The sequence below is a fragment of the Photorhabdus aegyptia genome (genome assembly GCF_000612035.1).
Classification (GTDB): Bacteria; Pseudomonadota; Gammaproteobacteria; order Enterobacterales; family Enterobacteriaceae; genus Photorhabdus; species Photorhabdus akhurstii.
Map to the genome: position 1 here is coordinate 1 of NZ_JFGV01000028.1, position 26236 is coordinate 26236.

General features: G+C 40.5%; 24 protein-coding genes, 1 tRNA gene, 1 other RNA gene and 2 pseudogenes. 13 read left to right on the forward strand and 15 right to left on the reverse strand.

Translation table 11 applies throughout. The annotated features are described in order from the left end of the window. Positions 1–861: pseudogene (locus BA1DRAFT_RS10370) on the reverse strand (lipase family protein); the annotation flags it as partial. A gap of 1430 nt (positions 862–2291) precedes the next feature. Between BA1DRAFT_RS10370 and BA1DRAFT_RS10375 the strand changes: the two are divergent. Next, positions 2292–2663, forward strand: a complete 372-nt coding sequence (locus BA1DRAFT_RS10375; protein ID WP_036778599.1) for a LecA/PA-IL family lectin — start codon at positions 2292–2294, stop codon at positions 2661–2663. A gap of 373 nt (positions 2664–3036) precedes the next feature. On the opposite strand, the gene BA1DRAFT_RS10380 is transcribed toward BA1DRAFT_RS10375, so the two are convergent. Both BA1DRAFT_RS10380 and BA1DRAFT_RS10385 read right to left on the reverse strand, forming a co-directional pair. Beyond that, positions 3037–3615, reverse strand: a complete 579-nt coding sequence (locus BA1DRAFT_RS10380; protein ID WP_036778601.1) for a YceI family protein — start codon at positions 3613–3615, stop codon at positions 3037–3039. A gap of 26 nt (positions 3616–3641) precedes the next feature. Beyond that, a complete protein-coding gene (locus BA1DRAFT_RS10385) occupies positions 3642–4196 on the reverse strand; it encodes a cytochrome b (RefSeq protein ID WP_036778604.1) in 555 nt (184 codons plus the stop codon). A gap of 542 nt (positions 4197–4738) precedes the next feature. Here BA1DRAFT_RS10385 and BA1DRAFT_RS10390 point away from each other — a divergent pair. Next, positions 4739–5476 (forward strand): cyclase family protein, encoded by a 738-nt coding sequence (locus BA1DRAFT_RS10390; RefSeq protein ID WP_036778606.1) that lies wholly within the window; start codon positions 4739–4741, stop codon positions 5474–5476. Positions 5477–5704: 228 nt separating this feature from the next. Further along, complete coding sequence (argS, locus tag BA1DRAFT_RS10395; RefSeq protein WP_036778608.1) at positions 5705–7435, forward strand: arginine--tRNA ligase; 1731 nt, start codon at positions 5705–5707, stop codon at positions 7433–7435. Positions 7436–7608: 173 nt separating this feature from the next. Here argS and murJ read toward each other — a convergent pair whose 3' ends face one another. Beyond that, positions 7609–9147, reverse strand: a complete 1539-nt coding sequence (gene murJ / locus BA1DRAFT_RS10400) for a murein biosynthesis integral membrane protein MurJ (RefSeq protein ID WP_036778610.1) — start codon at positions 9145–9147, stop codon at positions 7609–7611. A gap of 769 nt (positions 9148–9916) precedes the next feature. Then, positions 9917–10351: a DUF29 domain-containing protein gene (locus tag BA1DRAFT_RS10405; RefSeq protein WP_036778612.1), complete on the reverse strand. Its 435-nt coding sequence runs from the start codon at positions 10349–10351 to the stop codon at positions 9917–9919. Here BA1DRAFT_RS10405 and BA1DRAFT_RS24640 point away from each other — a divergent pair. Next, positions 10350–10727: a hypothetical protein gene (locus BA1DRAFT_RS24640; RefSeq protein ID WP_420865129.1), complete on the forward strand. Its 378-nt coding sequence runs from the start codon at positions 10350–10352 to the stop codon at positions 10725–10727. The two genes, BA1DRAFT_RS10405 and BA1DRAFT_RS24640, sit on opposite strands and share 2 nt — an antisense overlap. Before the next feature lie 132 nt (positions 10728–10859). Here BA1DRAFT_RS24640 and rimJ read toward each other — a convergent pair whose 3' ends face one another. Next, complete coding sequence (gene rimJ / locus BA1DRAFT_RS10410) at positions 10860–11444, reverse strand: ribosomal protein S5-alanine N-acetyltransferase (RefSeq protein ID WP_036778615.1); 585 nt, start codon at positions 11442–11444, stop codon at positions 10860–10862. A gap of 313 nt (positions 11445–11757) precedes the next feature. On the opposite strand from rimJ, the gene mdtH reads away from it, so the two are divergent. Together mdtH and BA1DRAFT_RS10420 are read left to right on the forward strand one after the other, a co-directional pair. Beyond that, on the forward strand, positions 11758–12963 hold the full coding sequence (gene mdtH, locus BA1DRAFT_RS10415; RefSeq protein ID WP_036778617.1) for a multidrug efflux MFS transporter MdtH: 1206 nt from the start codon (positions 11758–11760) through the stop codon (positions 12961–12963). Between the two features lie 38 nt (positions 12964–13001). Continuing rightward, positions 13002–13565, forward strand: coding sequence for a lipoprotein (locus BA1DRAFT_RS10420; RefSeq protein WP_036778619.1), 564 nt, complete (start codon positions 13002–13004; stop codon positions 13563–13565). Between the two features lie 64 nt (positions 13566–13629). Here the strand turns inward: BA1DRAFT_RS10420 and BA1DRAFT_RS10425 are convergent, their stop codons facing one another. Next, positions 13630–14169 (reverse strand): TorD/DmsD family molecular chaperone, encoded by a 540-nt coding sequence (locus tag BA1DRAFT_RS10425; protein WP_036778622.1) that lies wholly within the window; start codon positions 14167–14169, stop codon positions 13630–13632. Positions 14170–14241: 72 nt separating this feature from the next. After that, positions 14242–15183, reverse strand: coding sequence for a glyoxylate/hydroxypyruvate reductase GhrA (gene ghrA, locus BA1DRAFT_RS10430; RefSeq protein ID WP_036778624.1), 942 nt, complete (start codon positions 15181–15183; stop codon positions 14242–14244). A gap of 326 nt (positions 15184–15509) precedes the next feature. Here ghrA and BA1DRAFT_RS10435 point away from each other — a divergent pair. The 4 genes and pseudogenes from BA1DRAFT_RS10435 to BA1DRAFT_RS10440 all read left to right on the forward strand — a co-directional run bounded on the left by BA1DRAFT_RS10435 (position 15510) and on the right by BA1DRAFT_RS10440 (position 16369). Next, a tRNA-Ser gene (locus tag BA1DRAFT_RS10435) sits at positions 15510–15599 on the forward strand. Between the two features lie 48 nt (positions 15600–15647). After that, positions 15648–15771, forward strand: a non-coding RNA gene (locus BA1DRAFT_RS21940) — RtT sRNA. A gap of 212 nt (positions 15772–15983) precedes the next feature. Continuing rightward, positions 15984–16067, forward strand: a pseudogene (locus tag BA1DRAFT_RS23085) (type II toxin-antitoxin system RelE/ParE family toxin); the annotation flags it as partial. Then, positions 16067–16369 carry a HigA family addiction module antitoxin gene (locus BA1DRAFT_RS10440; protein ID WP_036778628.1) on the forward strand — a complete coding sequence of 101 codons (303 nt, stop codon included), beginning with the start codon at positions 16067–16069 and terminating at the stop codon, positions 16367–16369. The pseudogene BA1DRAFT_RS23085 and the gene BA1DRAFT_RS10440, both read left to right, overlap by 1 nt. A 36-nt stretch (positions 16370–16405) precedes the next feature. Here BA1DRAFT_RS10440 and BA1DRAFT_RS10445 read toward each other — a convergent pair whose 3' ends face one another. After that, the gene (locus BA1DRAFT_RS10445; RefSeq protein ID WP_036778704.1) at positions 16406–17575 is read right to left on the reverse strand and encodes an RNA-guided endonuclease InsQ/TnpB family protein; all 1170 of its coding nucleotides are present in this window, start codon (positions 17573–17575) and stop codon (positions 16406–16408) included. Positions 17576–17616: 41 nt separating this feature from the next. Between BA1DRAFT_RS10445 and tnpA the strand changes: the two genes are divergently transcribed. The 3 genes from tnpA (at position 17617) to mazF (ending at position 18729) form a co-directional block, all read left to right on the forward strand. Beyond that, on the forward strand, positions 17617–18057 hold the full coding sequence (tnpA, locus tag BA1DRAFT_RS10450) for an IS200/IS605 family transposase (protein ID WP_420865130.1): 441 nt from the start codon (positions 17617–17619) through the stop codon (positions 18055–18057). 156 nt (positions 18058–18213) lie between these two features. Continuing rightward, entirely contained in the window at positions 18214–18396 is a 183-nt protein-coding gene (locus BA1DRAFT_RS10455) for an AbrB/MazE/SpoVT family DNA-binding domain-containing protein (RefSeq protein WP_235201027.1), read from the forward strand. Continuing rightward, positions 18397–18729, forward strand: coding sequence for an endoribonuclease MazF (mazF, locus tag BA1DRAFT_RS10460; protein WP_082303667.1), 333 nt, complete (start codon positions 18397–18399; stop codon positions 18727–18729). A gap of 748 nt (positions 18730–19477) precedes the next feature. Here the strand turns inward: mazF and BA1DRAFT_RS10465 are convergent. From BA1DRAFT_RS10465 to luxC, 6 genes are all read right to left on the reverse strand, one after another. Next, on the reverse strand, positions 19478–20059 hold the full coding sequence (locus tag BA1DRAFT_RS10465) for a hypothetical protein (RefSeq protein ID WP_036778633.1): 582 nt from the start codon (positions 20057–20059) through the stop codon (positions 19478–19480). 168 nt (positions 20060–20227) lie between these two features. Then, positions 20228–21340 (reverse strand): long-chain-fatty-acid--protein ligase LuxE, encoded by a 1113-nt coding sequence (luxE, locus tag BA1DRAFT_RS10470; protein ID WP_036778635.1) that lies wholly within the window; start codon positions 21338–21340, stop codon positions 20228–20230. A gap of 96 nt (positions 21341–21436) precedes the next feature. Then, the gene (gene luxB, locus BA1DRAFT_RS10475) at positions 21437–22414 is read right to left on the reverse strand and encodes a luciferase subunit beta (RefSeq protein WP_036778637.1); all 978 of its coding nucleotides are present in this window, start codon (positions 22412–22414) and stop codon (positions 21437–21439) included. Positions 22415–22432: 18 nt separating this feature from the next. Then, on the reverse strand, positions 22433–23512 hold the full coding sequence (luxA, locus tag BA1DRAFT_RS10480) for a luciferase subunit alpha (protein ID WP_036778639.1): 1080 nt from the start codon (positions 23510–23512) through the stop codon (positions 22433–22435). A 57-nt stretch (positions 23513–23569) separates the two neighbouring features. Continuing rightward, positions 23570–24493, reverse strand: a complete 924-nt coding sequence (locus BA1DRAFT_RS10485; protein ID WP_036778641.1) for an acyl transferase — start codon at positions 24491–24493, stop codon at positions 23570–23572. 13 nt (positions 24494–24506) lie between these two features. Further along, a complete protein-coding gene (gene luxC, locus BA1DRAFT_RS10490) occupies positions 24507–25949 on the reverse strand; it encodes a long-chain-fatty-acyl-CoA reductase LuxC (protein ID WP_036778643.1) in 1443 nt (480 codons plus the stop codon). Between the last annotated feature and the right edge of the window lie 287 nt (positions 25950–26236).

Here is a 26236-nt window from a genome sequence, read left to right on the forward strand (position 1 = left end):
GTGGCATCAGTCAGGTAATTATCCAGGCTAGCGGTTCCCCGCCAACTAACAATCACATCTTTCTTACTGGCAACATAAAACAGTTTGGTATCACCCTGCTTGTTGTTCCCCTTTTGTGAATCAATAAACTCCACCCGGGTATAACGTTCACTAAATGGTACATCGTAAACGACAGGTGTTGCCGACAATGCTTCCACTTTATAGGGCAATTTTGAAACATCGACCATTTGCCGGTTAAAAAAGTGTTTCACAGAGCCTTCAATATCAACATCCCCATCGGCATAAGCCAGCACGCTCATTAAACACTGGTTATAGGCATTCACAATGGAATACTCCTTCTGATGATGCAACAACAAAACCCAAGCTCTAAACGGACACACTTCCAATACATAGCGTTGATTTAACGGATGAACCTGATAGCCTTTTGGTTCCGGGTCCGGGAAATGATAAGGCGGTGGAATATCTTTAGAATCTTTCCAATCTTTAATCACCGGCAACCCATCACTAATCTGCCCGATAGTCACATAGCGATATTGATAGCCTTCGGCTTCCGCTTTCGGTTTTACTACCGAAGCCTCTTCACCGCGTATTTCCCGCAACGGGCGCTGTTCCATTTCATTGGCCAGCGATTGGGCGTGAATATACAATGTCACGGGATGGGCTGACAGGTCTTCTTCCCTGAGCACCCCAAAACCATCCGTCTTCCCTTTGCGCACATAATTCGGTAGCCCCTTGCTTATCAGGCTATAAGGCATATTAACCAGCGGCTTCCCCTGTTCATCCACCAACTGAAATTCCACCCAGTGTTTCAACAATCTACAATCTACAATCTAAACATTCTCGCGGATCTAATGTACTCATCAGTGTTGTTTCCTTTACTCGCTATTACAATAACCGGTAAATTGACAAAATTTTGCGGCTTCCATATCCCGCCAGAAAATTGAACTGATTGATTTCTCCACCAAAAAATAAGGCAGTAAAAATCCTATTACCATAGACAAAAAGCACCGCTTATGCCGTGAGTAATAATGCGTTGAATGATAAGAAGACAGAAATGTGTTCCCATCAATTAATCCCTTTGAATAAGGGAACAGGAGTTGAAATTTCCTTCATACTGTCCATATGATAGAACTGTAGGTTATAATTATTAAATCATCACAAAATAGCAAGAAAAAATTTCCATTTTTTTCATTTACAAAAAGTAACATTTGTAAGAAAGTGTTACAAATTCAATAGGAGTTGAGTTATCGTCAATCTTATAAAAGATAAATTTATAAAAACACCCTATTCCCAGACAAAGTAATTTTCGATATATAAAGCAGTCAGGTTTTCACTGATTTTTACTCAATGACCATAAAAATATCCAACACCCTGATTTTTAATTAAAAATATCTTTAATACTACTTATCATAGCAACCAATAATATCATCTATCTAACCTTTTAATTAATCTATACCTTATGGATTTCAAGATGCATCGCGACGGCAATCGAGTGAATCCCCGGTCACATAGCAAACTATGTGACCGGGGGTGAGCGAGTGCAGCCAACAGAGAAGCAACTTGAAAGATAACGGGTATATTGATTAACAACTCAGTTTGCATTAAATCCCGGTAATATTAGCTATCTTATCCAACCCATTATACTCCTGTGTTAACCGATTTTCCGTTAGACATAGAAATATCTTGATGATTCAATAGTCGTAAAAGTCATCCTATCGATTAATAGGTATTTATTTTGGATTATCTTACTTTCTTATTCACTCTCGTAGAGAGAAAACAGATAATCTGAGATGAGTTGCCACGTAGAATACAATAAGATACCTACCTTATTTTATGCAACCTACCAGCACATAGAACAACATCTCCAACCGTGGGATTATCTAATCTATGCAAGAAACATTATCTACCAATAATTTACTGTAACCATTTCACACAATTTCCACACGGAATAAGAATTAATGGCAATTTTAATTTTCTGATATAATTAAATCATAAAATTTAAAAAAGAATCATTCTCTTTTATTCTAATGGTTCGATATAATAATTTAAAATAAAAAATAATCATAAAATCTATCATTCAATATAAAATTAATATCCTATAAAAAGAAAAAACAATTATAACATTAAATCAACCATCGATCTGAAAATTATTATTGTTATTAACGCAGATCACAATCCATAATGTTTTTCATTGCTCACCTCATCATAAAAATATAAATTTTCTTTCAGTCAAATATGTAAACATCTTTGACAAAACTATTTCTATAAAACATAATTTCGGAGGCAATACTATGGCTGATTGGTCAGGAAGTGTTCCAGCTAACGCTGAAAACGGTAAATCCACAGGGCTTATTCTCAAGCAAGGAGACATCATATCTATTGTCGCTAGCGGATGGGTGAGATACGGCAAAGAAAGTAATATGATATCCGCGCCTCAAGGTAGCATCACGCTCTCTACAAATCCAGAATACAATCTCGTTGCAAAAATTGGTGGCAAAACCTATAGGATTGGTAATGGCGTGCTCCATAGAACGGTTCCCGTAGATGGTGAATTGGTACTTCTGTTCTCTGATACACCCGGTGTATATTACGATAACTCTGGAGAGTTTCGTGTCGATGTTATAATAGAGTCTCGGTATTCTCCTCTGGAAGAAAAAAAATAAAAACTATATAAATACGTATTGCCAATATAATAAACAGTCCCATTGATATAATGCCAAGTGAAAAATCACATCATTTCACTTGGCAGACAAGAAAAAAGCCACATTAAACAACAGCCTCATCATTATTATTACTATTTTCTACAAATGGATGCTTACTATGCTTTTCTTCAAACGATATATAAGTATCCACATCAAATAAAGAAAAAGATTCTATTTGGTCTATTGATAATATATGTCGGAATAAAGCTACCTGAAAGTAAGTATTCCATTATCCATAAGACCAACTGAAAAGAAGGTTTTGCCTATCAATAAAACAGGCCACGCAATGCGCAGCCGTTAATAAATGACACTACTGAGTTAAGTAATCAGCGTATTACTTTTCCCGAATGCCTTCGACAGAGATCAGTAATTCTGCTTCCTGTGATTTAGGCCCCAAATCTTTTTGGAAATTAAAATCTTTCAGTTTGATTTTACCGTAAGCGTCAAAACCTGCGCGGTAGCCGCCCCACGGGTCTTTACCTTCACCCAGTAGTTCCGCATTCAGCACCACTGGCTTTGTCACACCATTTAAAGTCAGATCACCTGTAACAACATATTTATTCCCCTCTTTTTTCACTGCTGTTGAAGTGAATTTTGCTTCAGGATATTTATCCGTATTAAAGAAATCTTTACCGCGCAGGTGTTTATCACGTTCAGCGTGGTTAGTATCCAAACTGGCTATTTTGATCGTCACATCGACTTTATCCGCAGCCGGGTTTTTCTCATCAAATGTGAAAGAACCATCAAAATCTTTAAATGTCCCATATAACCAACTGTACCCCAAATGTTGAATACGGAATTGAATAAAGGCGTGCTGGCCTGGTATATCAATTTTATAATCGGCAGCTAATGCCGAACTTGCATTCAGTAACAGTGCACCTGCTGTCAAGCCAAGTAATGTCTTCTTCAACATATTCTTCTCCATAATCGTCTTTTGTATTATTCAGGACGGAAACCTAGCATCCGCTTTAAGGTTGCATCACGGTCAATAAAATGGTGTTTTAATGCCGCAACAGCATGTAATAGCGATAAAATTACTACCGCCCAGGCAAGGTAAAGATGAATCATTCCGGCAGTATCCGCCTGTTCGCCCTGACCTGTTAATGTGGCTGGCACAGTAAACCAGTCAAAAACAGCAATTGACTGTCCATCAGCGGTCGAAATTAAATAACCACTAATCAAAATACTAAACAGTAAGATATACAACAAAATATGCATTAAAACAGCACTGACTCTGATTAAGCGGCTATAACTGGCTAATGGTTTTGGTGGTGGAGAAACAAAACGCCAGATAACACGTACAACCATCACTATCAGCAGCACTATTCCGATGCTTTTATGAATTTCAGGCGCTTTGTGATACCACGTATCGTAATACCCCAATGTCACCATCCACAGCCCTAGCGCAAACATACCGTACACGACCAAGGCAACCAGCCAGTGTAGCAGGACAGATAAATGACCAAATTGGTTAGAAGTATTCTTCCAAAGCATAATCGTTCCTTTTTAAATCAATGCTGATGAGCTTTTTGGGATTCATTAAATCATAAACGATATTAATTTCTTTTTTATTAAAAATTTCAACAAATAATTTGCAAAAGATTTTCAATTTTAATCAATGAAATTCATTTAAAATAAAAAACATTAAATAACAATAAGATAGAAATAAATCACATTAAGAACAATGCCCCAAAAACATATAATATATATTTTTTTATTATATTTGATTTTGAATTTTAACTAATGTAAAAATCAAATATATTATTTCTTGTTATTTCTTTATAATTCTGCGTTTATAAGAAACATAACCTGATGTGCTCGTACCTGACAAATCTAACACAAACCTCGGTAGTCAGAAACGCCGAGTCCTGCCGCCTTTAAATCTATTATGCTTTTACGTCGTATGTTCATTACTGGAACAATAAAAGTGAATAAAACATGAGGAACATCACTATTTACGGCAACAAATCTTACAGCATTAATCATGTAATAGTGGTAAAAATAACATCAATAAATTATCAAAAATGAGGTTTTTTATGTCAAATAGCATTTTACAAGCGCTCACTTTGCTGAAATCAAAAAAATGGGTCGACTTGACGCATAGCTTCGATAAAGATTCTCCACATTTTTTTATGCTTGACTCCGCAGAATTTAAAACACTTTTTGATTACAAAGATGGCTTTTTTGTTCAGAAATTTTCTTTTCCCGGCCAATATGGGACTCACATTGATGCTCCCTGCCACTTTGTTCCTAATACCCGTTATGTTGATGAACTGGAATTAAAAGAATTGGTTTTACCTCTAATCGTGCTTGATCAATCAGAAAGAGCAAAACAGGACCCTAATTTTTCACTTTCCAAAGAAGATATTCTTAAATTTGAAGAAGAATATGGCGTTATTGAGGCAGGTACTTTCGTTGCGCTCAGAACGGATTGGAGTAAACGCTGGCCATCCCAGGAAAAAATGGACAATAAAGATGATTCTGGCAATAACCAAATACCTGGGTGGGGAGTAGATGCCCTTAAGTTTTTATTTGAGGAGCGTCATGTTAAAGCCATTGGACATGAAACATTTGATACCGACGCAGCTAAAGACTTTAGAAAGAATAATGCCTTGTTGGGCGAAGATTATGTCTTAAAGCAAGATACTTATCAGATAGAACTGTTGGCGAACTTAGACCAAGTACCTGTACGTGGCGCAGTCATTTTTAATATCGTAGCCAAACCTAAAAAAGCCTCTGGTTTTCCTGTTCGTTCATTTGCCATACTTCCATGACCGTTCCTTCTCTTATGCCGTATATTTATTACGGCATTATAGTTACGATCATAATTTTTCGAGGAAACGCGTTTTTTCTCTTCGCAACTTGGCACAAAGCAACAGTAAAGTGGTATGTCATGTGTTGAATATGGTATAAAACCCGCCGTTTTTTCTTATGAACCATTTTGCAAAGGATATTGTTTGCTACAATATACCTATTTCTTGTTCGTCATTTAAGGTAACCAGGTGAATATTCAGGCGATTCTTTCAGAAAAAGTCAGCCAGGCGCTGATTGCAGCAGGTGCTCCAGCCGACAGCGAAGCTCACATCCGCCAATCCGCGAAAGCGCAGTTTGGCGATTATCAGGCCAATGGAGTGATGGCCGCCGCGAAAAAAGTGGGTATGCCCCCCCGACAACTGGCAGAAAAAGTTGTTAGCCTGCTAGATCTGCAAGGTATCGCCAGTAAAGTTGAAATCGCCGGCCCCGGCTTTATCAATATCTTCCTTGATCAAGCGTGGATTGCAGCGAATATCGAAACTGCCCTGAAAGATGAGAAACTGGGCGTTACTCCAGCCGAATCACAAACTATTGTTGTCGATTATTCCGCCCCCAATGTAGCGAAACAGATGCACGTTGGTCATCTACGCTCCACTATTATTGGTGATGCTGCCGTCCGTACACTTGAATTCCTCGGTCATAAGGTTATCCGCGCCAACCATGTGGGTGACTGGGGAACCCAGTTTGGTATGCTGATTGCCTATCTGGAAAAAGTGCAAAATGAAAATGCCAGCGATATGGCATTATCCGATCTGGAAGCTTTCTATCGCGAAGCGAAAAAGAATTACGATGAAGACGAAGAGTTTGCCATCCGCGCCCGTGGCTATGTGGTGAAGCTACAAGGCGGTGATGAATATTGCCGAACCATGTGGCGCAAGCTAGTGGATATCACGATGGCCCAAAATCAACAAACCTATGATCGTCTGAATGTCACGCTGACTAAAGATTCTGTCATGGGTGAAAGTCTGTACAACGATCTGCTGCCCGGCATTGTCGCTGATCTGCAACAGCAAGGGCTAGCAGTCGAAAGCGATGGTGCAACCGTGGTTTACCTTGATGAATATAAAAACAAAGAAGGTGAACCGATGGGCGTTATTATCCAAAAGAAAGATGGGGGTTATCTTTACACCACAACAGATATCGCCTGTGCGAAATACCGTTATGAAACCCTGCACGCTGACCGCGTTCTTTACTACATCGACTCCCGTCAACATCAACATTTGATGCAAGCCTGGACCATCGTTCGTAAAGCTGGTTATGTGCCAGAATCCGTGTCACTGGAACACCATATGTTCGGCATGATGTTGGGTAAAGATGGCAAACCATTTAAAACTCGCGCCGGCGGTACGGTCAGATTGACCGATCTATTGGACGAAGCCATTGAACGCGCCAATACCCTTATCCGTGAAAAGAACCCGGATATGCCAGAAGATGAACTGAAAAAAGTGGTTGAAGCTGTAGGTATCGGCGCCGTGAAATATGCGGATCTCTCCAAGAGTCGCACCACAGATTACATCTTCGATTGGGATAATATGCTCGCTTTTGAAGGCAATACCGCACCTTATATGCAATATGCTTACACCCGTGTTGCCTCCATCTTCAAGCGTGCCGAAATTGATGAAAACAGCCTGACATTGCCCGTTATCCTAAATGAAGAACGAGAACAAGCGTTAGCCACCCGTTTGTTACAATTTGAAGAGACCATCACCACCGTCGCCCGTGAAGGTACGCCACATGTTATGTGTGCTTACCTGTACGATCTAGCCGGTCTGTTCTCCAGCTTCTATGAACACTGTCAGATCCTCAATGCTGAAAGTGAAGAGTTGCGTCAAAGCCGCCTGAAACTGGCGCTACTGACCGCGAAAACCTTGAAGCAAGGTCTGAACACTTTGGGCATTGAGACGGTAGAACGGATGTAACCGGATAATCGTTACTTGTTTGAAAAATTGGCGTGATATGGGCATACTCCCCCCTATCACGCCTGTTAAGATCTTTTTATACTTGGTATTCAATTCTGGCAAGAAACGTACCCTAGCAATTTTCTATCATCAAAACTCCGCCTAAATCTCAATAACTGCTGGAATACCTGAATTTATTGAAAACCGCGGTGGGCAAAATCTTTTAGCCGAAAACCCATCAATATCAGCGCGGCAAAATAGCTGCCTGCCCCGGCGATAACCACCACCATTAATCGCAACAGGCGCATAGCCATATTTCCCTGCTCCCATGCTGGCATCAGCCACAAAGTAACCACCAATACAGCAATCATCACTGCAATTGCTACTACAAGTTTAAATAAGAACACACCCCAACCCGCTAACGGCTTAAAAATATTTTTCTTACGTAATTGCCAGTAAAGCAGACTGGCATTGAAACAAGATGCCAAACCGATAGACAGGGCCAACCCTGCATGTTTTAGTGGACCAACAAAGGCAAGATTCATTAGCTGAGTCAGAACCAAAGTAGCAATCGCAATTTTCACCGGGGTTTTAATATCTCGACGAGAATAAAAACCCGGTGCCAACACCTTAACAATAATTAGCCCCATCAGTCCAAAACAGTAAGCAATTAACGCTTTTTGGGTCATTACTGCATCAAATGCCGTAAAATTACCGTATTGAAACAGAGAAACGATTAAAGGTTCCGCCAGCATACCTAAAGCAACAGCACAAGGCAGTGCTAACAAAAAACAGAGCCTTAGCCCCCAATCCATTAATTTGGTGTACTCCTCATGATTTCCGCTGGAAAAACTTTTCGCCAGTGAAGGCAAAAGAATTGTCCCAAGCGCAACACCCAATACACCAGAAGGTAATTCCATTAAACGGTCAGCGTAATACATCCAGGAGACAGAACCGGACACCAGAAATGAGGCGAAAATCGTATTAATAATTAACGAAATCTGGCCGACTGAAACCCCAAGAATTGCGGGTCCCATCTGCCGCATAACCCGCCATACGCCGCTGTCACGGAAAGAAATACGCGGTAATACCAGCATACCAATCTTTTTTAAATGAGGAAGCTGATATAAGAGCTGTAAAATCCCTCCGACAACCACTGCCCAACCCAATGCCATCACTGGCGGATTACAATAAGGGGCGACAAATAACGCAAACACAATCATGCTGATATTAAGTAACGTCGGAGCGAAGGCAGGAACAGAAAATCGATTCCAAGTATTTAATATCGCACCTGCCAACGAGGCCAGCGATATCAGAAAAATATAAGGGAAGGTAATTCTTAACAGATTTGTTGTCAGCGTAAATTTATCGACAGTATCGGTAAAACCTGGCGCAGTAACATAAATCACCCAAGGAGCACTCAAAACCCCCAACACAGTAACAATAGCCAGAATTAACGTCAGCATACCGGAAACATAAGCAATAAACGTCCGAGTCGCTTCATCACCCTGTTGGTTCTTATATTCTGCCAAAATAGGCACAAACGCCTGAGAAAAAGCGCCTTCGGCAAAAATACGGCGCAGTAAATTAGGCAGTTTAAATGCGACAAAAAAAGCGTCCGCTGCAACACCTGCCCCAAATATGCGGGCAATAATGGCATCTCGGATAAAGCCCAAAACCCGAGAGAACATGGTCATAGAGCTAACCGCAGCCAGTGATTTCAATAAATTCATCGTATTTATCTCAAAATCATGTTAGTTGATTTCTGAACTGTCTGTATGACAGTACAAAAATGGAAAATGGATTATACACGACTGAGATACTTGTAAGCTGCCGGTACTTTTTAAGCTGCCTGTATTAGTGCAAAAAACCACCAAGCCACACCATCTTAATCCAGCTTGCTAAGCTACCTATCAACAATGCACGGTTAGATCCTACTGACGGTTAAAGCATATCGATAAAACAATAAAAAAACCTTTTTTAAGAGAAACAATATTACTTTAAAATCAATAATTTATTATTTAATATGAAATCATGTACGGACTCAAGTTATATGAATATTTATCTTCACTCACTCTTTATTTATCTGTTTTTTCAATTAGATTGTTATTTTTATTAAATAGACCAATAAGAATAATACCTATTTTTATGGATTCAAGAAACCATTCAAATTATTTTCATAACAATTAGCTAATAATAAAATATCCAATGAATTATTTAAAGGAATACGAATATATTTACTTCCAAAGTAACGATATTGCATTTATTACGTGAATCTACCAAGGTTAATCATTCACTTTGCTAACAAAAGCGGCTAGTACAATACATAATTTCATGCTTATGCACTAGGAATCACTGACTTTTATAAGCTGCCAATGCAACATTGTATTTGGCCTAAATAATGGCACCTTGCAACTAGCCTTACTATAGAAATCCCAAATAGCCACTTCAAAAAACGCACCAATCGAAGTCAGTGCGTCAAATAAATCAACTCATTGAAGTTTAATCAGGATAGAACTCTTGGGAAAAGATCTGATTTATATTCCAGATACATTCATCCGGGAACATATCCAAGCCTGTTTCATCGACAGCGGAAGAAACTGCATCAGCCCAAACTTTAGCAAACCAGTTTTCATCAGCAATTGTGCTTTTCAAGCTGGGTGTCTCTTTTATATGCAATGCCAGTGCCTTTCGCTGTTCCTTGATAGTTCGCTGCCAACTTGAACCACGGCGCTCAGGTTGGAATTGCCATTTTAAAAGATGGGACAACAAAACTGCCATACGACTTGCTAGTTCACGTTTTTCACTCTTACCCACGTCCTCAATTTCCTCGGCAATATTAACTATATCTATCTCAGAGAATTTACCTGCACGCAATAATGCTGCTTGCTCATTTGCCCAAACGACCACATCAGTTTCGTAACGGGTATGACTCATGGTTGCCTCCGTTGATAAAAGCTGCCTGTACGACAATGCACCTTTTAATTGCCGATTCCGGCTGTTTATCGAGTTTCTAAGCTACCTGTACGGCAGTGAACGCACATCGCTCAACAATCTGGTGCTATTAAGTTTTCTAAGCTGCCTGTACGGCAGTGAACTCGTGCCTGCGGAGAACTGGATTACTAATACTTTTCTAAGCTGCCTGTACGGCAGTGAACAGGTAAAACGTAATTTTGCGTCGCGTATCCATTTTCTAAGCTGCCTGTACGGCAGTGAACTGTTACATATTAACTTCAACCTACTGACGATTAAAGCATATTTTAATAAAACAACGAAAAAACCCTTTTTTACAAGAGAAACAATATTCCATTGAAAATCAACAAATTAAAATCAGTCCTTAAAAAAGGGTCAAGAATAAGGTGCGGGGAAGGCTGACTTTCAACGGTGATTTAATTCATCATTACCAATTTGCTTTACTTTATTTAGTGACAGCACAGCTTAATAATTAACTTTTTCCACTCCATTTGTCATCTGTCAATGCGGTTAATACGTGATCTTGCCAAACTCCATTAATCATCAGGTATTTCTTGGCATAACCTTCACGTTCAAAACCCAATCGTTCCAACAATTTCCCACTACGATGATTATCCGGCATATAATTAGCCATAATCCGATGCATCCCCTGTTGACGTTGCATATAACGGATAGCTGGTTGTAAAGCTTCGTACATCATCCCTTTTCCCTGCCACTTTTCACCAAGCGAATATCCCAAATAACAGGCATGAAAAGCCCCACGCAGAATATTACTGAAATTGGCAACACCAATAACTTCATTTTCATTTGGATCAAGTAGCAGAAAATGAAAAGCCGCACTCTGTCTTTGCATCTCTATGATTAAATTCAATCGGTTTATCCAGCCAGAAGGCTGGCAATGGCTTCTATCTCTGGTCGGCTCCCAAGGTTTAAGAAACTCGTGATTTTCTGAATAGTACTCAGCCAAACGATAAGCATCCCGCTCGTACACCAAACGCACCACCATTCGTTCCGTGATCAGACGAACTTTCGGTAAAGTGGAACTATAACCAAACATTATTTCTCCCTAACTATACCCGTTATCTTTCAAGTTGCCTCTTTGTTGGCTGCACTCACTCACCCCGGTCACATAGTTTCCTATGCTCCCAGGGATTCGTTCCCTTGCCGTCGCGATGCATCTTGAAATCCATAGGGTATATATTAATTTATCCGTTAAAAATTTAAGCTATTTATCTGTAAAAAACAGCTTCCAACCATTACTTTACGATAAAAAAATATTATCCATAACTCACTATCCTAATGATCGAATTAAGTACAAAATATAAAGCAACTATATGGTCCTCCCTATTTTACTACTCCAATGGTGAGCAATGTCACTGGTTTCACAAGCACGTAGCCTGGGTAAGTACTTCCTGTTATTCGATAACTTGCTGGTCGTTCTGGGTTTCTTCGTCGTATTTCCTTTAATATCAATACATTTTGTTGAGCAACTGGGTTGGGCCGCGCTGATTGTCGGTTTTGCGCTTGGTTTACGTCAGTTTGTACAACAGGGTTTCGGAATTTTCGGTGGCGCAATTGCAGACCGTTTTGGCGCGAAGCCGATGATCGTCACCGGTATGCTATTACGCGCCCTTGGCTTTGCTTTAATCGCCTTAGCCACCGAACCGTGGATACTGTGGCTTGCCTGCATATTATCCGCACTGGGGGGGACCTTATTTGATCCTCCCCGGACCGCACTGGTCATCAAACTAACCCGACCGCACGAACGCGGCCGTTTCTTCTCTCTGCTATTGATGCAAGACAGCGCTGGCGCGGTTATCGGCGCACTGATTGGTAGCTGGCTGCTGCAATACGATTTCCAACTTGTCTGTTGGACAGGTGCCGGTGTTTTCGTTCTGGCAGCCATCTGGAACGCATTATTCCTCCCTGCCTACCGAATTTCGACTACCCGCACGCCCATCTGGGAAGGGATGCAGCGCGTTATTAAAGATCGCCGCTTCTTCACTTATGTCTTAACGTTGACCGGCTACTTTATGCTGTCTGTCCAAGTGATGCTGATGTTTCCGATTATTGTCAATGAAATCGCCGGAACACCTGCTGCGGTAAAATGGATGTACGCGATTGAAGCAACCCTATCGCTCACTTTGCTGTATCCGCTCGCCCGCTGGAGTGAAAAACGATTCCGGCTAGAACAGCGTCTAATGGCAGGGCTTTTCCTGATGAGCCTGAGTATGTTTCCAGTCGGTTTGATTGGTGAAATAAATACCTTGTTTGGCCTTATTTGCCTGTTCTATCTCGGTACCGTCACCGCCGAACCTGCCCGTGAAACATTAAGTGCGTCACTGGCTGATCCGCGCGCGCGTGGCAGTTATATGGGATTTAGCCGTCTTGGATTGGCTCTGGGCGGCGCCTTGGGTTATACCGGCGGTGGTTGGTTATATGATACCGGTCATGCGCTGCATATGCCGCAATTGCCCTGGTTACTGCTTGGGATTATTGGCTTGATAACGCTGTACGCCCTGCACCGTCAATTCAACCAACGTAAAATTGAATCTGCCATGCTGAGTGGCAGTTAATGAGGTAAAATCTGCCCTCCAAAATCAAAGGAGTCGATATGAGAAAATTTTTCTTGGGGGCAGTATTGCTGCTAGCGGGGCTAATCAGTGGTTGCGATCAGTTCAAAAGCGTTAGCATCAGCGAAGAGCTAATTAATGGTTATCTGGCAAAACACGTCCATTACCAGAAACAGATCGAGTTACATAGTATCGCCATCGCAGATATTGAATTAACAGAACTATCCAGCCAAATTGGCCGGGCGGAACCTGACAAAATAGCGTTAACCGGCCGTGCAAACGTAAATATTACCTCTCTGCTTGGCCTGGCAAAAGCTGACATGAAGCTTACCCTGAAAGCACAACCTGTTTTTGAGCAGGAACAAGGGGCTATTTTTCTGAAAGCATTGGAAATCGTTGATTACCAAATTACGCAGGAAAAAATGGAAAAACCGATTGATGCATTAGTTCCTTATCTGAATAAATCACTCAGCGCTTTCTTTGATACTCACCCGGTTTATGTATTGAAACCGGATCACAGCAAAGCTGAAGCAGCAGCTAAAACATTAGCAGAAAGGTTAGAAATAAAACCCGGCAAATTAGTTATTACTCTGACCGATAAATAACTTTCATCAAGATATAGCAAAAGGCAAATAATTCAGAATTATCTGCCTTTTTGTTATCTTCAAATTAAGAATCTAGCTCTTCTCTTAACGCTTGTAACGCTTCACGAGTCATCATTGCTAATGTCCGGTAGAAACCGGTTGTAGCATGGGCTTCCACTTTCCCCAGAAATTGCCCACACCACGGCAGCAGATATTCATCAAACAGCTCAATCTGCCCCTGAACCTCATCTTCTGCCGCCTGATCCTCTAGCCATGAAGCACCTAATAGCAGAGAACCAAACTGATCGACTGGCCCATCTGACAATGGCATGCCTCGTTCGGTCAGAAATTGACGAATATCGTTTTCACTCTCCCCGGTATAGTCAGAACGGCGGCTTGGCACACTAGCATCATCTCCATAAAACAGTACCATATAATCAGCTTGCATTGCTGACAGATCACAATTCTGTTGCAAACGATCCAACAACGCATCTTGTTCCAATGGCCATGATTGCTTCAATTTACCTTCGACAACCATCGTCAGAAGTGGTTTCAGAACCGGGTCTTGCGGTTGACGATTAAATAAAGTCCCTAAAATACGGCAGACTATTGAAAATTCATTCATCTCAGTTTCCAAATAAATAGCAATTTTGCCATTATTGTCTCTAATAGACGCCCCTACTGTAAAGAGACGTTATTAATATCCTAGTTTCATATCCACAACACTGGTTGGTAATTCCCCGTTTTCAATCCGTTGAATATTTTCACTAATCGTATCCATAGCGATATCGGGAATAGTAATAGCCGCAATATGTGGCGTCACCGTTATACGGGGATGAGTCCAGAATGGGTGCATCTCTGGTAGTGGTTCCTCAACAAACACATCCAATGCAGCCCCGGCGATATAACCTTTATCAATCGCCACCAACAGATCATGTTCTACTAAATGGGCGCCTCGTGCGATATTAATCAGATATGACTTTGGTTTTAGCTGGCTAAACAGCGATAAGTTCAGGATACCACGGGTTTTTGGCGTATCGGGCAGCAAATTAATAAGCACCTTACTACCGGAGAGAAAATCGCCCAACTGATCTTCACCGTGAAAACTAACTATGTTATTAACCTGTTTTGGAGTACGGCTCCAGCTACGTACAGTAAAGCCAAGCTCCACTAACGTCTCTGCGACACTGCGCCCCAAAACACCGGCACCCAACACGCCCACGACAAAATCTTTGCGATCATGGGGTACGAGTTGTTTCCACATTCTTTGCCCTTGTTGCAGCTTATACTCATCCATGCGCCGCAAATAATGTAAAACCATTGCTACCGCATACTCTTGCATTTGCCGCCCCATACCCGCATCTTCGAGCCGCATCAGTGGCACACCGGCGGGTAACATCCCTGGTCTTTGTTGCTCCTGTTTCAAAATGGCCTCTACTCCTGCACCTAAAGTAAAAATCCCTTTCAATTCGGAGCGATTTGCCAACATCTCATAGGGAGGGGCCCAAACCATTGCATAATCCGCATGCTTATTATCGCCGCGTTTCCATGCGCGGATATTGATATTGGGCAGTCGTTGCTGCATACCTTGAATCCACTGAGCAGCATCAAAAAAGGGGTGGTAAAAGATAATTTCCATGACTGTTTATCCTCATCTTACATTTTCATACAGGGTTATCTGATGATTGAGTGTAGGTTGCAAGTCCCTTTGTTAGCCATCATTACGAAAATTTTGAGAATGTTAAGTAGTTAACGAATTCATTTTTTTCTTATTGAGGAACTTGTACTTGTCTATTTTAGTGACATTGATGGATGTGAATTCATCGAATTGATTCTTATTTAGCTAACCAATCAAAAAACCAAAGAAAAGTATCAGAAGAGTGTTGACGCTTGTAACGGTTTTCCCTATAGTAGCGCCCCGTTGCAGCGACGATGTTAAACAAAGTTGCTGGAATGAAAAAAGATGGTGAGGTGTCCGAGAGGCTGAAGGAGCACGCCTGGAAAGTGTGTATACGTGAAAACGTATCGAGGGTTCGAATCCCTCCCTCACCGCCAAATTCGAAAGAAAGCTCAGGTTAAATACCTGGGCTTTTTTACTTGCATATACCCCCGATGCAGGGAGGGTCGAGAACCCTCGAACAGGGTTCGACAAAACGGCGAGCCGTTTTGGACCGCCAACGGCGGCCCGCAGGGTGAGCGCAGCGAATCCATCCCTCCCTCACCGCCAAATTCGAAAGAAAGCTCAGGTTTACCACTTGGGCTTTTTTACTTGCATATACCCCCGATGCAGGGAGGGTCGAGAACCCTCGAACAGGGTTCGACAAAACGGCGAGCCGTTTTGGACCGCCAACGGCGGCCCGCAGGGTGAGCGCAGCGAATCCCTTCCTCTCCTCCAAATTTAAAAAGAGGCTCAGGTTTTTTACTTATATGGACATTACTATTACCATTTCAGGAAATTGGCGTGTGACATTCGAATTTATCGATGGTGACGCGTACATCGTTAACTATGAGGATTATCATTAATGAAAATGTTTAACCCACCTCACCCAGGCGAAATTATTGCTGACTCTTTGGAAGAACTAGGTTTAGGAATTCGTGATCTAGCGCGAGCATTGAATGTTGCTCCATCTACGGCTCAACGTCTAGTATCGTGCAAAGCAGCAGTCACGCCAGAGATGGCAATAAAACTGTCGAAAGTACTTGGTAGCTCTCCACGGTTGTGGCTAAAACTGCAAGAAACTTATAGCCTTGATAAAGCAGAAAAGACAGTTGATATTTCCAAACTGACTCCGTTATTTAAACCTGCCCATTTATCTCATACGTGACTGCTCCCCGCCGTAAACGGCGAGGCTTCCCACTTCTCAGGCCGCAACCGTCTGTGTGACGGACTTACGCTGGCCTCCGTGGGCAGAGACGACGAGTCCCGCCGCCTGTAATTCCTGTATGCCCTTGCGTTTGATGTTGATTGCCGCGTTGATATCGCGGTCATGCCCGACTCCATAAACAGGGCATTGCCAGATACGCTTATTCAGGGGCATTTCCCGCATTTTATGACCACAGCAGTGACAGGTTTTCGAACTGGCGAACCATTGATCCAGTTTGACCAGATGCACGCCTTTCTCTGCTGCTTTGTATTCCAGTTTCGTGATAAACCCATGCCAGCCCGCATCGCCGATAGCGCGAGCCAGATGAGGGTTCTTCATCATGTTGGCCGATTTCAGCGTCTCCACAATTACCGCTTGGTTTTCGCCAACAATTGCGCGAGAGAGTTTGTGTTGAAAATCCGCACGGGCATTGGCTACCCGTTCATGTACGGATGCAAGCTGTATGCGGGCTTTGCGACGACGGGCGCTGCCCTTTTTCTTACGCGATAACGCTTTCTGCTTACGTCTCAGATTACGGCTGGCGTTGATAAGATGACGAGGGTTTGTCACCTTGTCACCGTTTGATTTGATCGCATAATGGGAAAGCCCCATATCCAGCCCTGTCACGTTTGTTACCCGTGATGGTTTTGCCGGCGTTTTTGCACCGTCATCGCAGAGTATTGAGGCGTAGTATTTACCTGTTGCGGCGCGACTGATAGTGATACTTTTTACTTCGCCTGGAATCTTACGATGGATACGGGCTTCGACCGGAGATAACTTCGGGATTTTGATTGCGCTATCAAGTACCTTTACTCCCACGCAATGATAGCTCGATTGTTTGCCCTGCTTACTTTTGAAAGTCGGAAAACGTGCTTTCAGCTTTGGATTGAAGAAGTTATCAAACGCCGTATTTAGATTGATCACCGCCTGTTGCAACGCGATGGAATCATATTCTTTCAGCCACCCGTATTTTCGGGATTTTTTCGCGACGGCCAGTAGCGGCTTGAGATCTTTACGCGGACTCAGGCTCACTCCGTCATACTTATACGCGTGTTTCTTGATATGGAGGGCCTTGTTGTACGCAAAACGAACCGCCCCGAACTGGGCATTAAGATACTCAGCCTGTTCAGGTGTGGGATAGAGGCGTACTTTCGTGGCTCTTAACATCATCAGCGCTCATTGTTATAGTTTATATATTTTAACATGTTATGTGGGTATATCAATTGAGTCATCAACATGAAACATTGGAAGGGTTTCTTCGCAAAAGGCACAGTACCAGTCAGCTCATTGTGCATTTAATTTTTACGGCAAAGTACCGTCGCAAGCTCTTTGACGGGCGCATGATTGAGCAGCTACGGGAAGCGTTCTTATCTTCTGCCGCAAAACTCCAGTGCGAAATCATCGAGATGGACGGAGAGCCAGATCATGTACACCTTTTAGTTGCATACCCGCCAAAACTGTCAGTGAGTGTGATGGTCAACAATTTAAAGTCGGTATCATCGCGTTTACTGCGACAGCAGAACACACATTTACCAATGCAGAGCAAAACAGGGCTTTTGTGGTCAAGATCATACTTTGCCTGTAGTGCTGGAGGGGCGAATATTGAAACGTTGAGAGCTTATGTTCAGAGTCAGGCAACGCCTGATTGATCTTTAAAGCCCTGCGGGCTTTTCGCCTTATATCCCCGCCCGCATTGGGCGAGGGTTTACGGCGATTTTTGCTAACTTATGGAGAGAATAAATCATGTCTCAGGCGACGATTAAAAAGTGGGGAAATAGCCCATCAGTAAGGATGCCATAGCTGTTATGAAAATGGCGTCTTTAAGTGTTGATGACATCGTTAATATTTCTGTAGAAGATGGAAAAGTAGTTATTGTTCCTGTCAAAGCAAAAAAATATAACCTTGATGCATTATTGGCTGGCGTAAAAGATGAAAATATTCATGCTGAGGTAGATTTCAGCGCACCAGTAGGAAAGGAAATATTATAAGTGATTAATCGCTATATTCCTGATATGGGAGATATTATTTGGCTTGATTTTGACCCTCAAACGGGGCGTGAACATGCCGGACATCGCCCCGCTCTTGTACTAAGCCCTGCGGCTTATAACGGTCAAATAGGGTTGATGCTATGTTGCCCTATGACAACGAAAATGAAAGATTATCCCTTTGAGGTTGTAATTAGTAGAAACCCCGACAGTGTTGTGCTTTCCGATCAAATAAAAAGCCTTGACTGGAGGAAATGTAACGCCATCAAGAAAGGTAAAGTTTCTGATGATGTTTTAGCCGAGGTCAGAGCAAAAGCCAAAACATTAATAGGGTAAATACTCACAAGCTCAGTTCAAAATAGGTACGGGACTTTAATTCTTCTCGACTAAAAACAAAATGGTACGCTTCGTAACATTTTGTTTTATATGAATTAGCCGTAATTTAATCTGTCACAATTAGAGAGATTAAATTAAAGCTTAAAAAAATCAAGGAAGATAATGACTCTCATTTATCCAAGCAACTTAAAGAACAAATTAATAAGCTAAACTCAAGACTTACAGACCTAAAATCAAAGATCTATGAAAAAGAAAAACTATCCTCTCACTCTCTTTTAATACCAATAAGCCAATTTGAATCAAGAATTATGCAACTCATTGGCTTAGCTCGCAACTCAATAATTTATTTATCATTAGCTATTCATTTGAAGAGCGCAGGAATCCAAAAAATGGTATCTACATGCCAATAGAAGTACCATTAAAGCAAAGTTTGTGATTATTCCAAGAGCATTTATAATGCCAAGGTGAAACTGATTATAAATGGGGCATTAATGCCCCTAACCTGCTTCCTGTAAATTAGCATACCACAAAGTTATGTCTGCTCTTCGCCCAAAGCCAACTATCTGATTTGATCGTATACTGCCAGAGCATATTGTCAGGTTAAGTCCAAGCTAATACATTTTATATTTATAAGGACATTATCTTTACGCCAATATTTATCAAAATATTTTTCAAAGCTCATACTTTCAACATATTTTATTAATTCTTGGTAGATATAAAAAACCACCCGAAGGTGGCTATTGTCGTCTCAAACATCTTCATCCAGTTTTTCACGATCTAATTCCAGTAATTCTTGGAACTCCTTTAATCCCCTTAATTCCTGGATTTTATTCTCGAAATCTGGGATCGTATGAACATCTGGACTCGTATAAATCAGTCGACTGGTTTCTATGCCTTCTTTGCTACACATTATATGTATATCAACTAATACCGTATTATTATCATAACCTACAGACATAGTTCCATTGTATTTGAGCGCATTTTCAAACTCTTCTTTTGATGGATACGATGATTCATTTCCATACTTTTTCTCTAACGATTTGCTTACTGGCTTCACGAGGCGGCCAATATCAATCTCTAATCTTTTAAATTTTCCATTTAAAAAAAATGCCATTGCTTCCTGCTTTCTGTTAGCAAACGAAAAGTCAGAACATGAATAAAGTGATACTTCTTTTATTTGAGGGCTTCCCTCAAATTTTTCAAAATCACATAACCTCTTCGAAAGAAATTCTTCTTCTGTCATGCCAAACTTTGCATCTTTATACCCATCAACTGCCATTGCACCAAAGCTCATCATTCCCAATGCAAGCATAACTGCCAATTTTTTCATATTATCTCCTTTTGCTTAACGCAATGATAACAATGATAACAGTGTTAATCCAACCCTACAAACCTCTATCAAGTCTCCAAATGTGGATGTTTTGGAGAATTTTTTCGCTATGCTCCCGGGGATTCGCTACCTTGCTATCGCAATGCATCTTGAAATCCATAGGGTATATCAACTATCAAATGCTTCGGTTAAGCTTAAAGCACACCCCTTTTGCGTCCTCGTATTAACACGACGTAAAATTTCAACGAGCACGCCGGGATAGTCACCATATTCTCTGCTAATTATTCCAACATCATCGGTGACAATAAATGCAGGATAACTCGTTGATGACGCATCCATATAACTCATCAAACCCGGCGTTCCATCAGGTACAGGTTTCAACGTTTCAGGATCAAGCGCTCGCGCATATACCCACGGCGGAACATGTTTACGTTGCATCTCATCTTCAAAGAAACAAGTGTTGAGTTCAACTTGATTAAATATATCGCGGATCTGACTAATATCACTGAGGTTAAAAATGTCGAATAAAAGATAATTAAAGTCGTCGCGTTTCAGGGATTCTTTTTCGTAACTTTTCCAACCTCCCCCCGTTATGATATAAAGGTTTTTATCTCCAGAAAATGAGATATTTTTATCTTTCATATAATGGCAGAGTAAATAAATAAAATATGGCGAACCAATAAGACAAATATCTTTTCCTTGATCTTTTATTCGCTCAAGACTATTCAGTGTTTTAACAAAATCTATTCGCTCTTCTGTTACGGTGAATGTCGTAGGATATAACAATTCCACCAAGCTCATAACATATTTAAACCAAATGTTACGTGCATTAAATCTATCTGGCCCCAAGTTGACTAATTCCATTTGATGATCAAACCAACTGCCAACATATTTCATGCCATAACTCACAGAGCCTAAAAGTCTCTCAATACTTAGTCTGTCACGCGCCACCTGGCTTTTTAAACCATTCGTGCCGCTACTGGTAAACCAACTTTCGATCTCGTTTTCCTGAGACGTTAATAAACGAGTAAACTTAAAAACTGACGTTGGGAATACAGGTATGTCATCAATTTCCGTAATATTGTCATCGACTTTGTGTGCCTGACAGTAGTGACGATATTCTCGACAATGTTTGTAGTGATGACGAAACGCATCAAGCACAAGTTTGTTTCTGATTTTTTCTTGTTCATCATAAGACCAAGCCAATGGATCGCTCGAAAAAATCAAATCATCAATTTCTGAGCTTGCTGTAATTTCTTGTTTATCAATATATGAAGTCATACCTGTTTCACCTCTCCAGATAATATTAGAAAGTATGGCAGCACTGCTGTCATACTCTTTATTCCATGTGGCACTTCTTATTCCATATAGTACTTATTATTCCATGTGATACTTCTTAATATTATCATCTACAATATCGATTACCTCTTTTTGGCACATCAAGTCACTGATTGGTTCAAAGGATAGCAGTACATCTTTTGCTCCGCACTTTTCAATTGCCAACTTAGCCGCAGTTATACATTCCGTATAATCTCCGACAGCGTTTTCTGTAATTATTTCTTCAAGTTTCTTTTCCAAATTTTCATTCGGATGCATTTCAAGAATATAATCACAGATAAATGAACGTGTCTCCTCTTTGGCTTTCTTACTATCTTCGTTATAGTTAACCAAGATCATTAACTGATGGTCTATCTCTGATAAGTCAACACCATGTTTATCAGCAATGGCTTTATACTTCTCAGCATATTCATGTCTAATATCATTAGAATCATCCCACTTAAAGATGAGGGGAATGCCTTTTTTAGCCGCCCATTCAACAACATGATGACTCGTTGCTGTTACATATTGCTTAGGCCCGCCGGGCGTATAAGCATGGGGGTTGACTGATATTTTAGGGAAACTATAAAAGTCGTTATCTGGATTACAATAACCCGTTGTTAAAGCATCGTTAATAATTTCATAACACTCTTCAAATAATTGCTGTTGATATTTATCTGGGCGATTAAAAAAATGCATTTCATCTTTCTTTTCGCAATCACTGAATCCTAAAACAAATCTCCCTTCACTCAACTGATCTAATAAGCCAGCTTCCTCCGCTATTCGGACAGGGTGATGAGTTGTAATGATATGATTCAATGAGCCAATTTTAATTTTTTCTGTCAGACCGAGTAAAAAACCAGAAACAGTTAAAGGAGCACCGACAATACCATTAACTGAAAAATGATTTTCATATACCAAAATCTGTTTAAAATTCAACTTATCAACATATTCGGTTATTTCCTGCATGCGAGCTAAACTTTGCTCTTGAACAGTTGTTGAATTGATGAAGTTAAGGAAGAACAATCCAAATTTCATTTTATTTTCCTTAGCTAATTATAATAGCGAACGTTGTTTTTCTTTAAGAAACGGCATGACATCAGACTGGAAGAGCTTCATGGAGGCAATAATTTCGTCTACTGTTCCATTAGCTTCAAACCCACAACAAATATTTGATATTCCCGTGGCGTCAATGTCTGTTTGGATTATGTCAATGCACTCCTTCGGGGTTCCTACAGGATTAATTTCATAACTGTAATCAATGCGGCGGTCAGTATCTTTATGTCCTTTCAATACAAAGTCACGCCACTGCCCTTTATTGAAATCATAACCTTTTGTTTTATCTGAATCGTCAAAAATGGTCGTGGCATTCACATAAGAATCATACCAATGCCCCAGAAAATTCCGGCAAATTTCTTTCGCTTTAACTGAGTCATGATCTACAGATGTTATATATGATAAACAATGGTCGATATTATGAATATCGTGCCCATATTCTTGAGCCACCTCATTATAAAGCTCCATTTGAGCTCTCTTTTCGTTAGTATTTATGATCCAACTTAAGATCATCGGCAAACCGTGTTGAGCGGCCCATTCAGTGGTCGAGGCTGATTCAGCCACCACATAAACAGGCGCTCCACCTCTACTATATGCGGTCGGGTTTACTTTTACCTTATGGAACTTGATATGTTCATTGTCAGCTTCTACATATCCTTCCGTCATTCCATTCTTTATCAATCCGTGCCAGCACTCCGTTAAGGCGCGAGTGTTATCCATATCCACACCAAATACGCGAAAGTCTTTGTTGTAAAGCCCCCGACAAATACCAAACCGAAATCGCCCTTTTGACATTTGATCCAATAAATTCACATCTTCAAGTTGACGTACTGGATGGGCTGTAGGAAGAACAATAGCAGCGGTCCCTACATTCAATTTTTTGGTCGCGCCCAGTAAATACGCAGCAGCGACATAAGGGTTACCAAGCAAGCCAAACTCCGTGAAATGATGCTCAAGTAACCATACAGTATCAAAACCGCACTCCTCAGAAACGCGGCCTAATTTAACCAAACGCTGCATTACCTCTGTTTGAGAAAATTGGGGCGGTTGGTATGTAAGTAAAAAGTTTCCAAATTTCATAGGGAATCCTTATATTTCTATTTGAGTGATAGCGCCAACTATCTATCCCAATAGGCTTTAAGACAGCGAAATTGCTTGATTCTCAATCTCAATTTTCATTCGGCGTTCATTGACTGTCGCAATAGTTAAATGTTCAAATGATGGTTCAGTGATATTAATATCAATATCCAAACTACCATTATCCATCGCAATAGCGGCTTTCGTAACCGATTGATAAAAATTACGCAAGACTACTAAGTTCTCACCCAAATCATGCGAGCTTCCTAGCAGAGAATATATCTTGCATCGATTATTACGAATATTTGATAACAATGTGATGACTTCATCTTGCTTTACCCAATTGTCATTATTTGCAGTAAAAGCAATAAACGGTATATCCAGATACCTCATGCTATTGATTGTAGAAGTTAAATCCTCCCAACCAAAATCAAGGCAATCTCTCGCAAAGACTTCAGCACCCAATTTATGGCCTTCAAAATCCAGATTATTCGGCAATTCATCAATGGGTAAACTGAGATAATCAAACCCTAACGCTCTTTCGAGAGTATATCGTAAGTTAACAACTCCGACCGCGGTAATTAAAAACGAAACATTGATTTCAGATAGGCTTGCGTAAACTATCCTTGCGGATAAGCTGGAAGCCAAAATACCACGATGAGTTATTTTTCGTGTATTTAACCAATCAACTACGGCTAACAGGCTCTGTTTTCCTATAGACATTGTAAATTCATCTATTGTCCCTGAACTCAATCCAACATGGTGAAGTGAATCATAGCGGATCACATGAAATCCATTCCGCGATAAATATTCCGCCAGACCAGCAAAATGATCCATCCTTCGGGCAAAACCAGACGCAATAATAATGGTATTCTTTCTTTTTGGGCTATCTTCTTCTGGCAGTGTTTCCCAAATATGAATTTTTTTATTTCCTTCAACGCAAATCACATGGTCGATGGTTTTATATCTGGCTTCATTTTCCATACTTTTTTACCTATTAAGGGACAAATACAAGGAACTTATCTTCTTCCAAGAATCGAGTCTGTTCTATTTCCACCGCAACATCCTTAGCCGTATAGTTGGCAGGTCTTTCATGAGAAATATATGTCACTAATCGTTGTAATGGTCTCATTCCATCATGAGAGCCGCCAACTCGAAATATGTTACTCATTCCGGCTTCTACAATTCTTTCCGCACCTTTTAATGCTAATGCATCTCGATATTTAAGTGCTGATTCCCAGGGAAAAATAGAGACGGTTTGCGTCTTATTTTTTTGAACATAAGGTAATATTTGCTCAATATTATCGACATGATGAAGGTACACACATCTGCCAAGTGGTTGATTAAATTCCACACCTGCGCTTGACTCAATAATCATCCAACATTGACGCGCATCCGCTTCTACTTTTAATCCAGCAAACAAGCTTTCTTTTTGAACTAATGAATAGGCCGCCTTTTCATCAAAATCTTTTTTGGCGTTTGGTAATATACGCGCATATAAGTTAAGTTTTTCTATCAACGCTAGCTTAAATTCTTCATAATGATTTCCCATGTAATATATGTTTTGGGCAGAAAAACAAGCTTGTTGATCGTAAAAACAGACATCATGAGCCGCGCCTGTCGCAGCAGACGTTAAATCATCAGGATTATCAATAATACAAAAACTCTTCTTATGACCAAATTTAATCACATCAATATAAGGTGGTGCATGCTCTACAGCCCAATTAATTGCTTCTTCCCCTCCCCAAGCAACAATAACGTCCGCATGTTGCATAATTTCTTTCGCGAGTGATGTATCACCTTGATGTTGCCAATATACAACAGACAAAGAGCGCGTTATTGGATGATTAGGGTCCACATCGATAAAACTCAACGCTAATGCACTGGCTGTAAAAGGATCCGCTGACGAGGTTTTTATAATGCATTGATTCTTGGTTAAAATGGCACGTAATATAGACATAATCCCAGATAATGGGACATTACCTGCTAGTAAATGTACAGACTTACCTTTCGGAAAAGCCTTAATATAACTTTCATCCTGAGGTAGCCATTCATCCATAATATGACGAGAACCAAGTTCATTGTTTACAACATCATAAAGACCGCCTTTAGAACATAAGATCATAGCTATCCAGTTGGCCTCTAACTTAGCCATTGCTTCTGAATATCCCATATATTTTTTTAAGTCACGAATGTATGTCCTACGTCTTGAATATTCTTCATTTTTCCATCTCTGCCCTACCGTATAGAGAAAATTGATAATGTTATGCAACCGTAATTTATTATTTTCATTATAATCAATAATGTTTTTCACTTGAGAACTATTCAATATTGGCAGGTAAATACTATTATCACCAAAATTAATGGATTGCACTGAATCATCACTTTCGGGAAAGATTTCGACTTGGCCGTTAATAATGAATGAAATTTTTTTACTCATATTTGCCATCCATTTAATGGGGTTATTTCAACTTAAGTTGTTGTTTAATCATCTTGCAAACTGGTCGTACCAATACTTGCTTTTTATATTTTTATGTTACGACGATGTAAGTAATAAAATATACAGAAAATCAGATTCTGATTACTGGACACCTGACCTGTAACTTTCGTCAGAATATGATAATACTCTGAATTTTCTACTCAAATCTGTTAATGTGACTGAACGGATCGTCAATATAATATCTACCTCAGCTTTAATACTTGTTAAAATAGCAAAGGAAAATTTTC

Excerpts from the sequence above, each read along its gene's own strand:
- BA1DRAFT_RS10375 (WP_036778599.1), top strand. The coding sequence starts at position 2,292 with ATGGCTGATTGGTCAGGAAGTGTTCCAGCTAACGCTGAAAACGGTAAA.
- BA1DRAFT_RS10380 (WP_036778601.1), bottom strand. The coding sequence starts at position 3,615 with ATGTTGAAGAAGACATTACTTGGCTTGACAGCAGGTGCACTGTTACTG.
- BA1DRAFT_RS10385 (WP_036778604.1), bottom strand. The coding sequence starts at position 4,196 with ATGCTTTGGAAGAATACTTCTAACCAATTTGGTCATTTATCTGTCCTG.
- BA1DRAFT_RS10390 (WP_036778606.1), top strand. The coding sequence starts at position 4,739 with ATGTCAAATAGCATTTTACAAGCGCTCACTTTGCTGAAATCAAAAAAA.
- murJ (WP_036778610.1), bottom strand. The coding sequence starts at position 9,147 with ATGAATTTATTGAAATCACTGGCTGCGGTTAGCTCTATGACCATGTTC.
- BA1DRAFT_RS24640 (WP_420865129.1), top strand. The coding sequence starts at position 10,350 with ATGGTTGCCTCCGTTGATAAAAGCTGCCTGTACGACAATGCACCTTTT.
- BA1DRAFT_RS10405 (WP_036778612.1), bottom strand. The coding sequence starts at position 10,351 with ATGAGTCATACCCGTTACGAAACTGATGTGGTCGTTTGGGCAAATGAG.
- rimJ (WP_036778615.1), bottom strand. The coding sequence starts at position 11,444 with ATGTTTGGTTATAGTTCCACTTTACCGAAAGTTCGTCTGATCACGGAA.
- mdtH (WP_036778617.1), top strand. The coding sequence starts at position 11,758 with ATGTCACTGGTTTCACAAGCACGTAGCCTGGGTAAGTACTTCCTGTTA.
- BA1DRAFT_RS10420 (WP_036778619.1), top strand. The coding sequence starts at position 13,002 with ATGAGAAAATTTTTCTTGGGGGCAGTATTGCTGCTAGCGGGGCTAATC.
- BA1DRAFT_RS10425 (WP_036778622.1), bottom strand. The coding sequence starts at position 14,169 with ATGAATGAATTTTCAATAGTCTGCCGTATTTTAGGGACTTTATTTAAT.
- ghrA (WP_036778624.1), bottom strand. The coding sequence starts at position 15,183 with ATGGAAATTATCTTTTACCACCCCTTTTTTGATGCTGCTCAGTGGATT.
- BA1DRAFT_RS10440 (WP_036778628.1), top strand. The coding sequence starts at position 16,067 with ATGAAAATGTTTAACCCACCTCACCCAGGCGAAATTATTGCTGACTCT.
- BA1DRAFT_RS10445 (WP_036778704.1), bottom strand. The coding sequence starts at position 17,575 with ATGTTAAGAGCCACGAAAGTACGCCTCTATCCCACACCTGAACAGGCT.
- tnpA (WP_420865130.1), top strand. The coding sequence starts at position 17,617 with ATGTGGGTATATCAATTGAGTCATCAACATGAAACATTGGAAGGGTTT.
- BA1DRAFT_RS10455 (WP_235201027.1), top strand. The coding sequence starts at position 18,214 with ATGAAAATGGCGTCTTTAAGTGTTGATGACATCGTTAATATTTCTGTA.
- BA1DRAFT_RS10465 (WP_036778633.1), bottom strand. The coding sequence starts at position 20,059 with ATGAAAAAATTGGCAGTTATGCTTGCATTGGGAATGATGAGCTTTGGT.
- luxE (WP_036778635.1), bottom strand. The coding sequence starts at position 21,340 with ATGACTTCATATATTGATAAACAAGAAATTACAGCAAGCTCAGAAATT.
- luxB (WP_036778637.1), bottom strand. The coding sequence starts at position 22,414 with ATGAAATTTGGATTGTTCTTCCTTAACTTCATCAATTCAACAACTGTT.
- luxA (WP_036778639.1), bottom strand. The coding sequence starts at position 23,512 with ATGAAATTTGGAAACTTTTTACTTACATACCAACCGCCCCAATTTTCT.
- BA1DRAFT_RS10485 (WP_036778641.1), bottom strand. The coding sequence starts at position 24,493 with ATGGAAAATGAAGCCAGATATAAAACCATCGACCATGTGATTTGCGTT.
- luxC (WP_036778643.1), bottom strand. The coding sequence starts at position 25,949 with ATGAGTAAAAAAATTTCATTCATTATTAACGGCCAAGTCGAAATCTTT.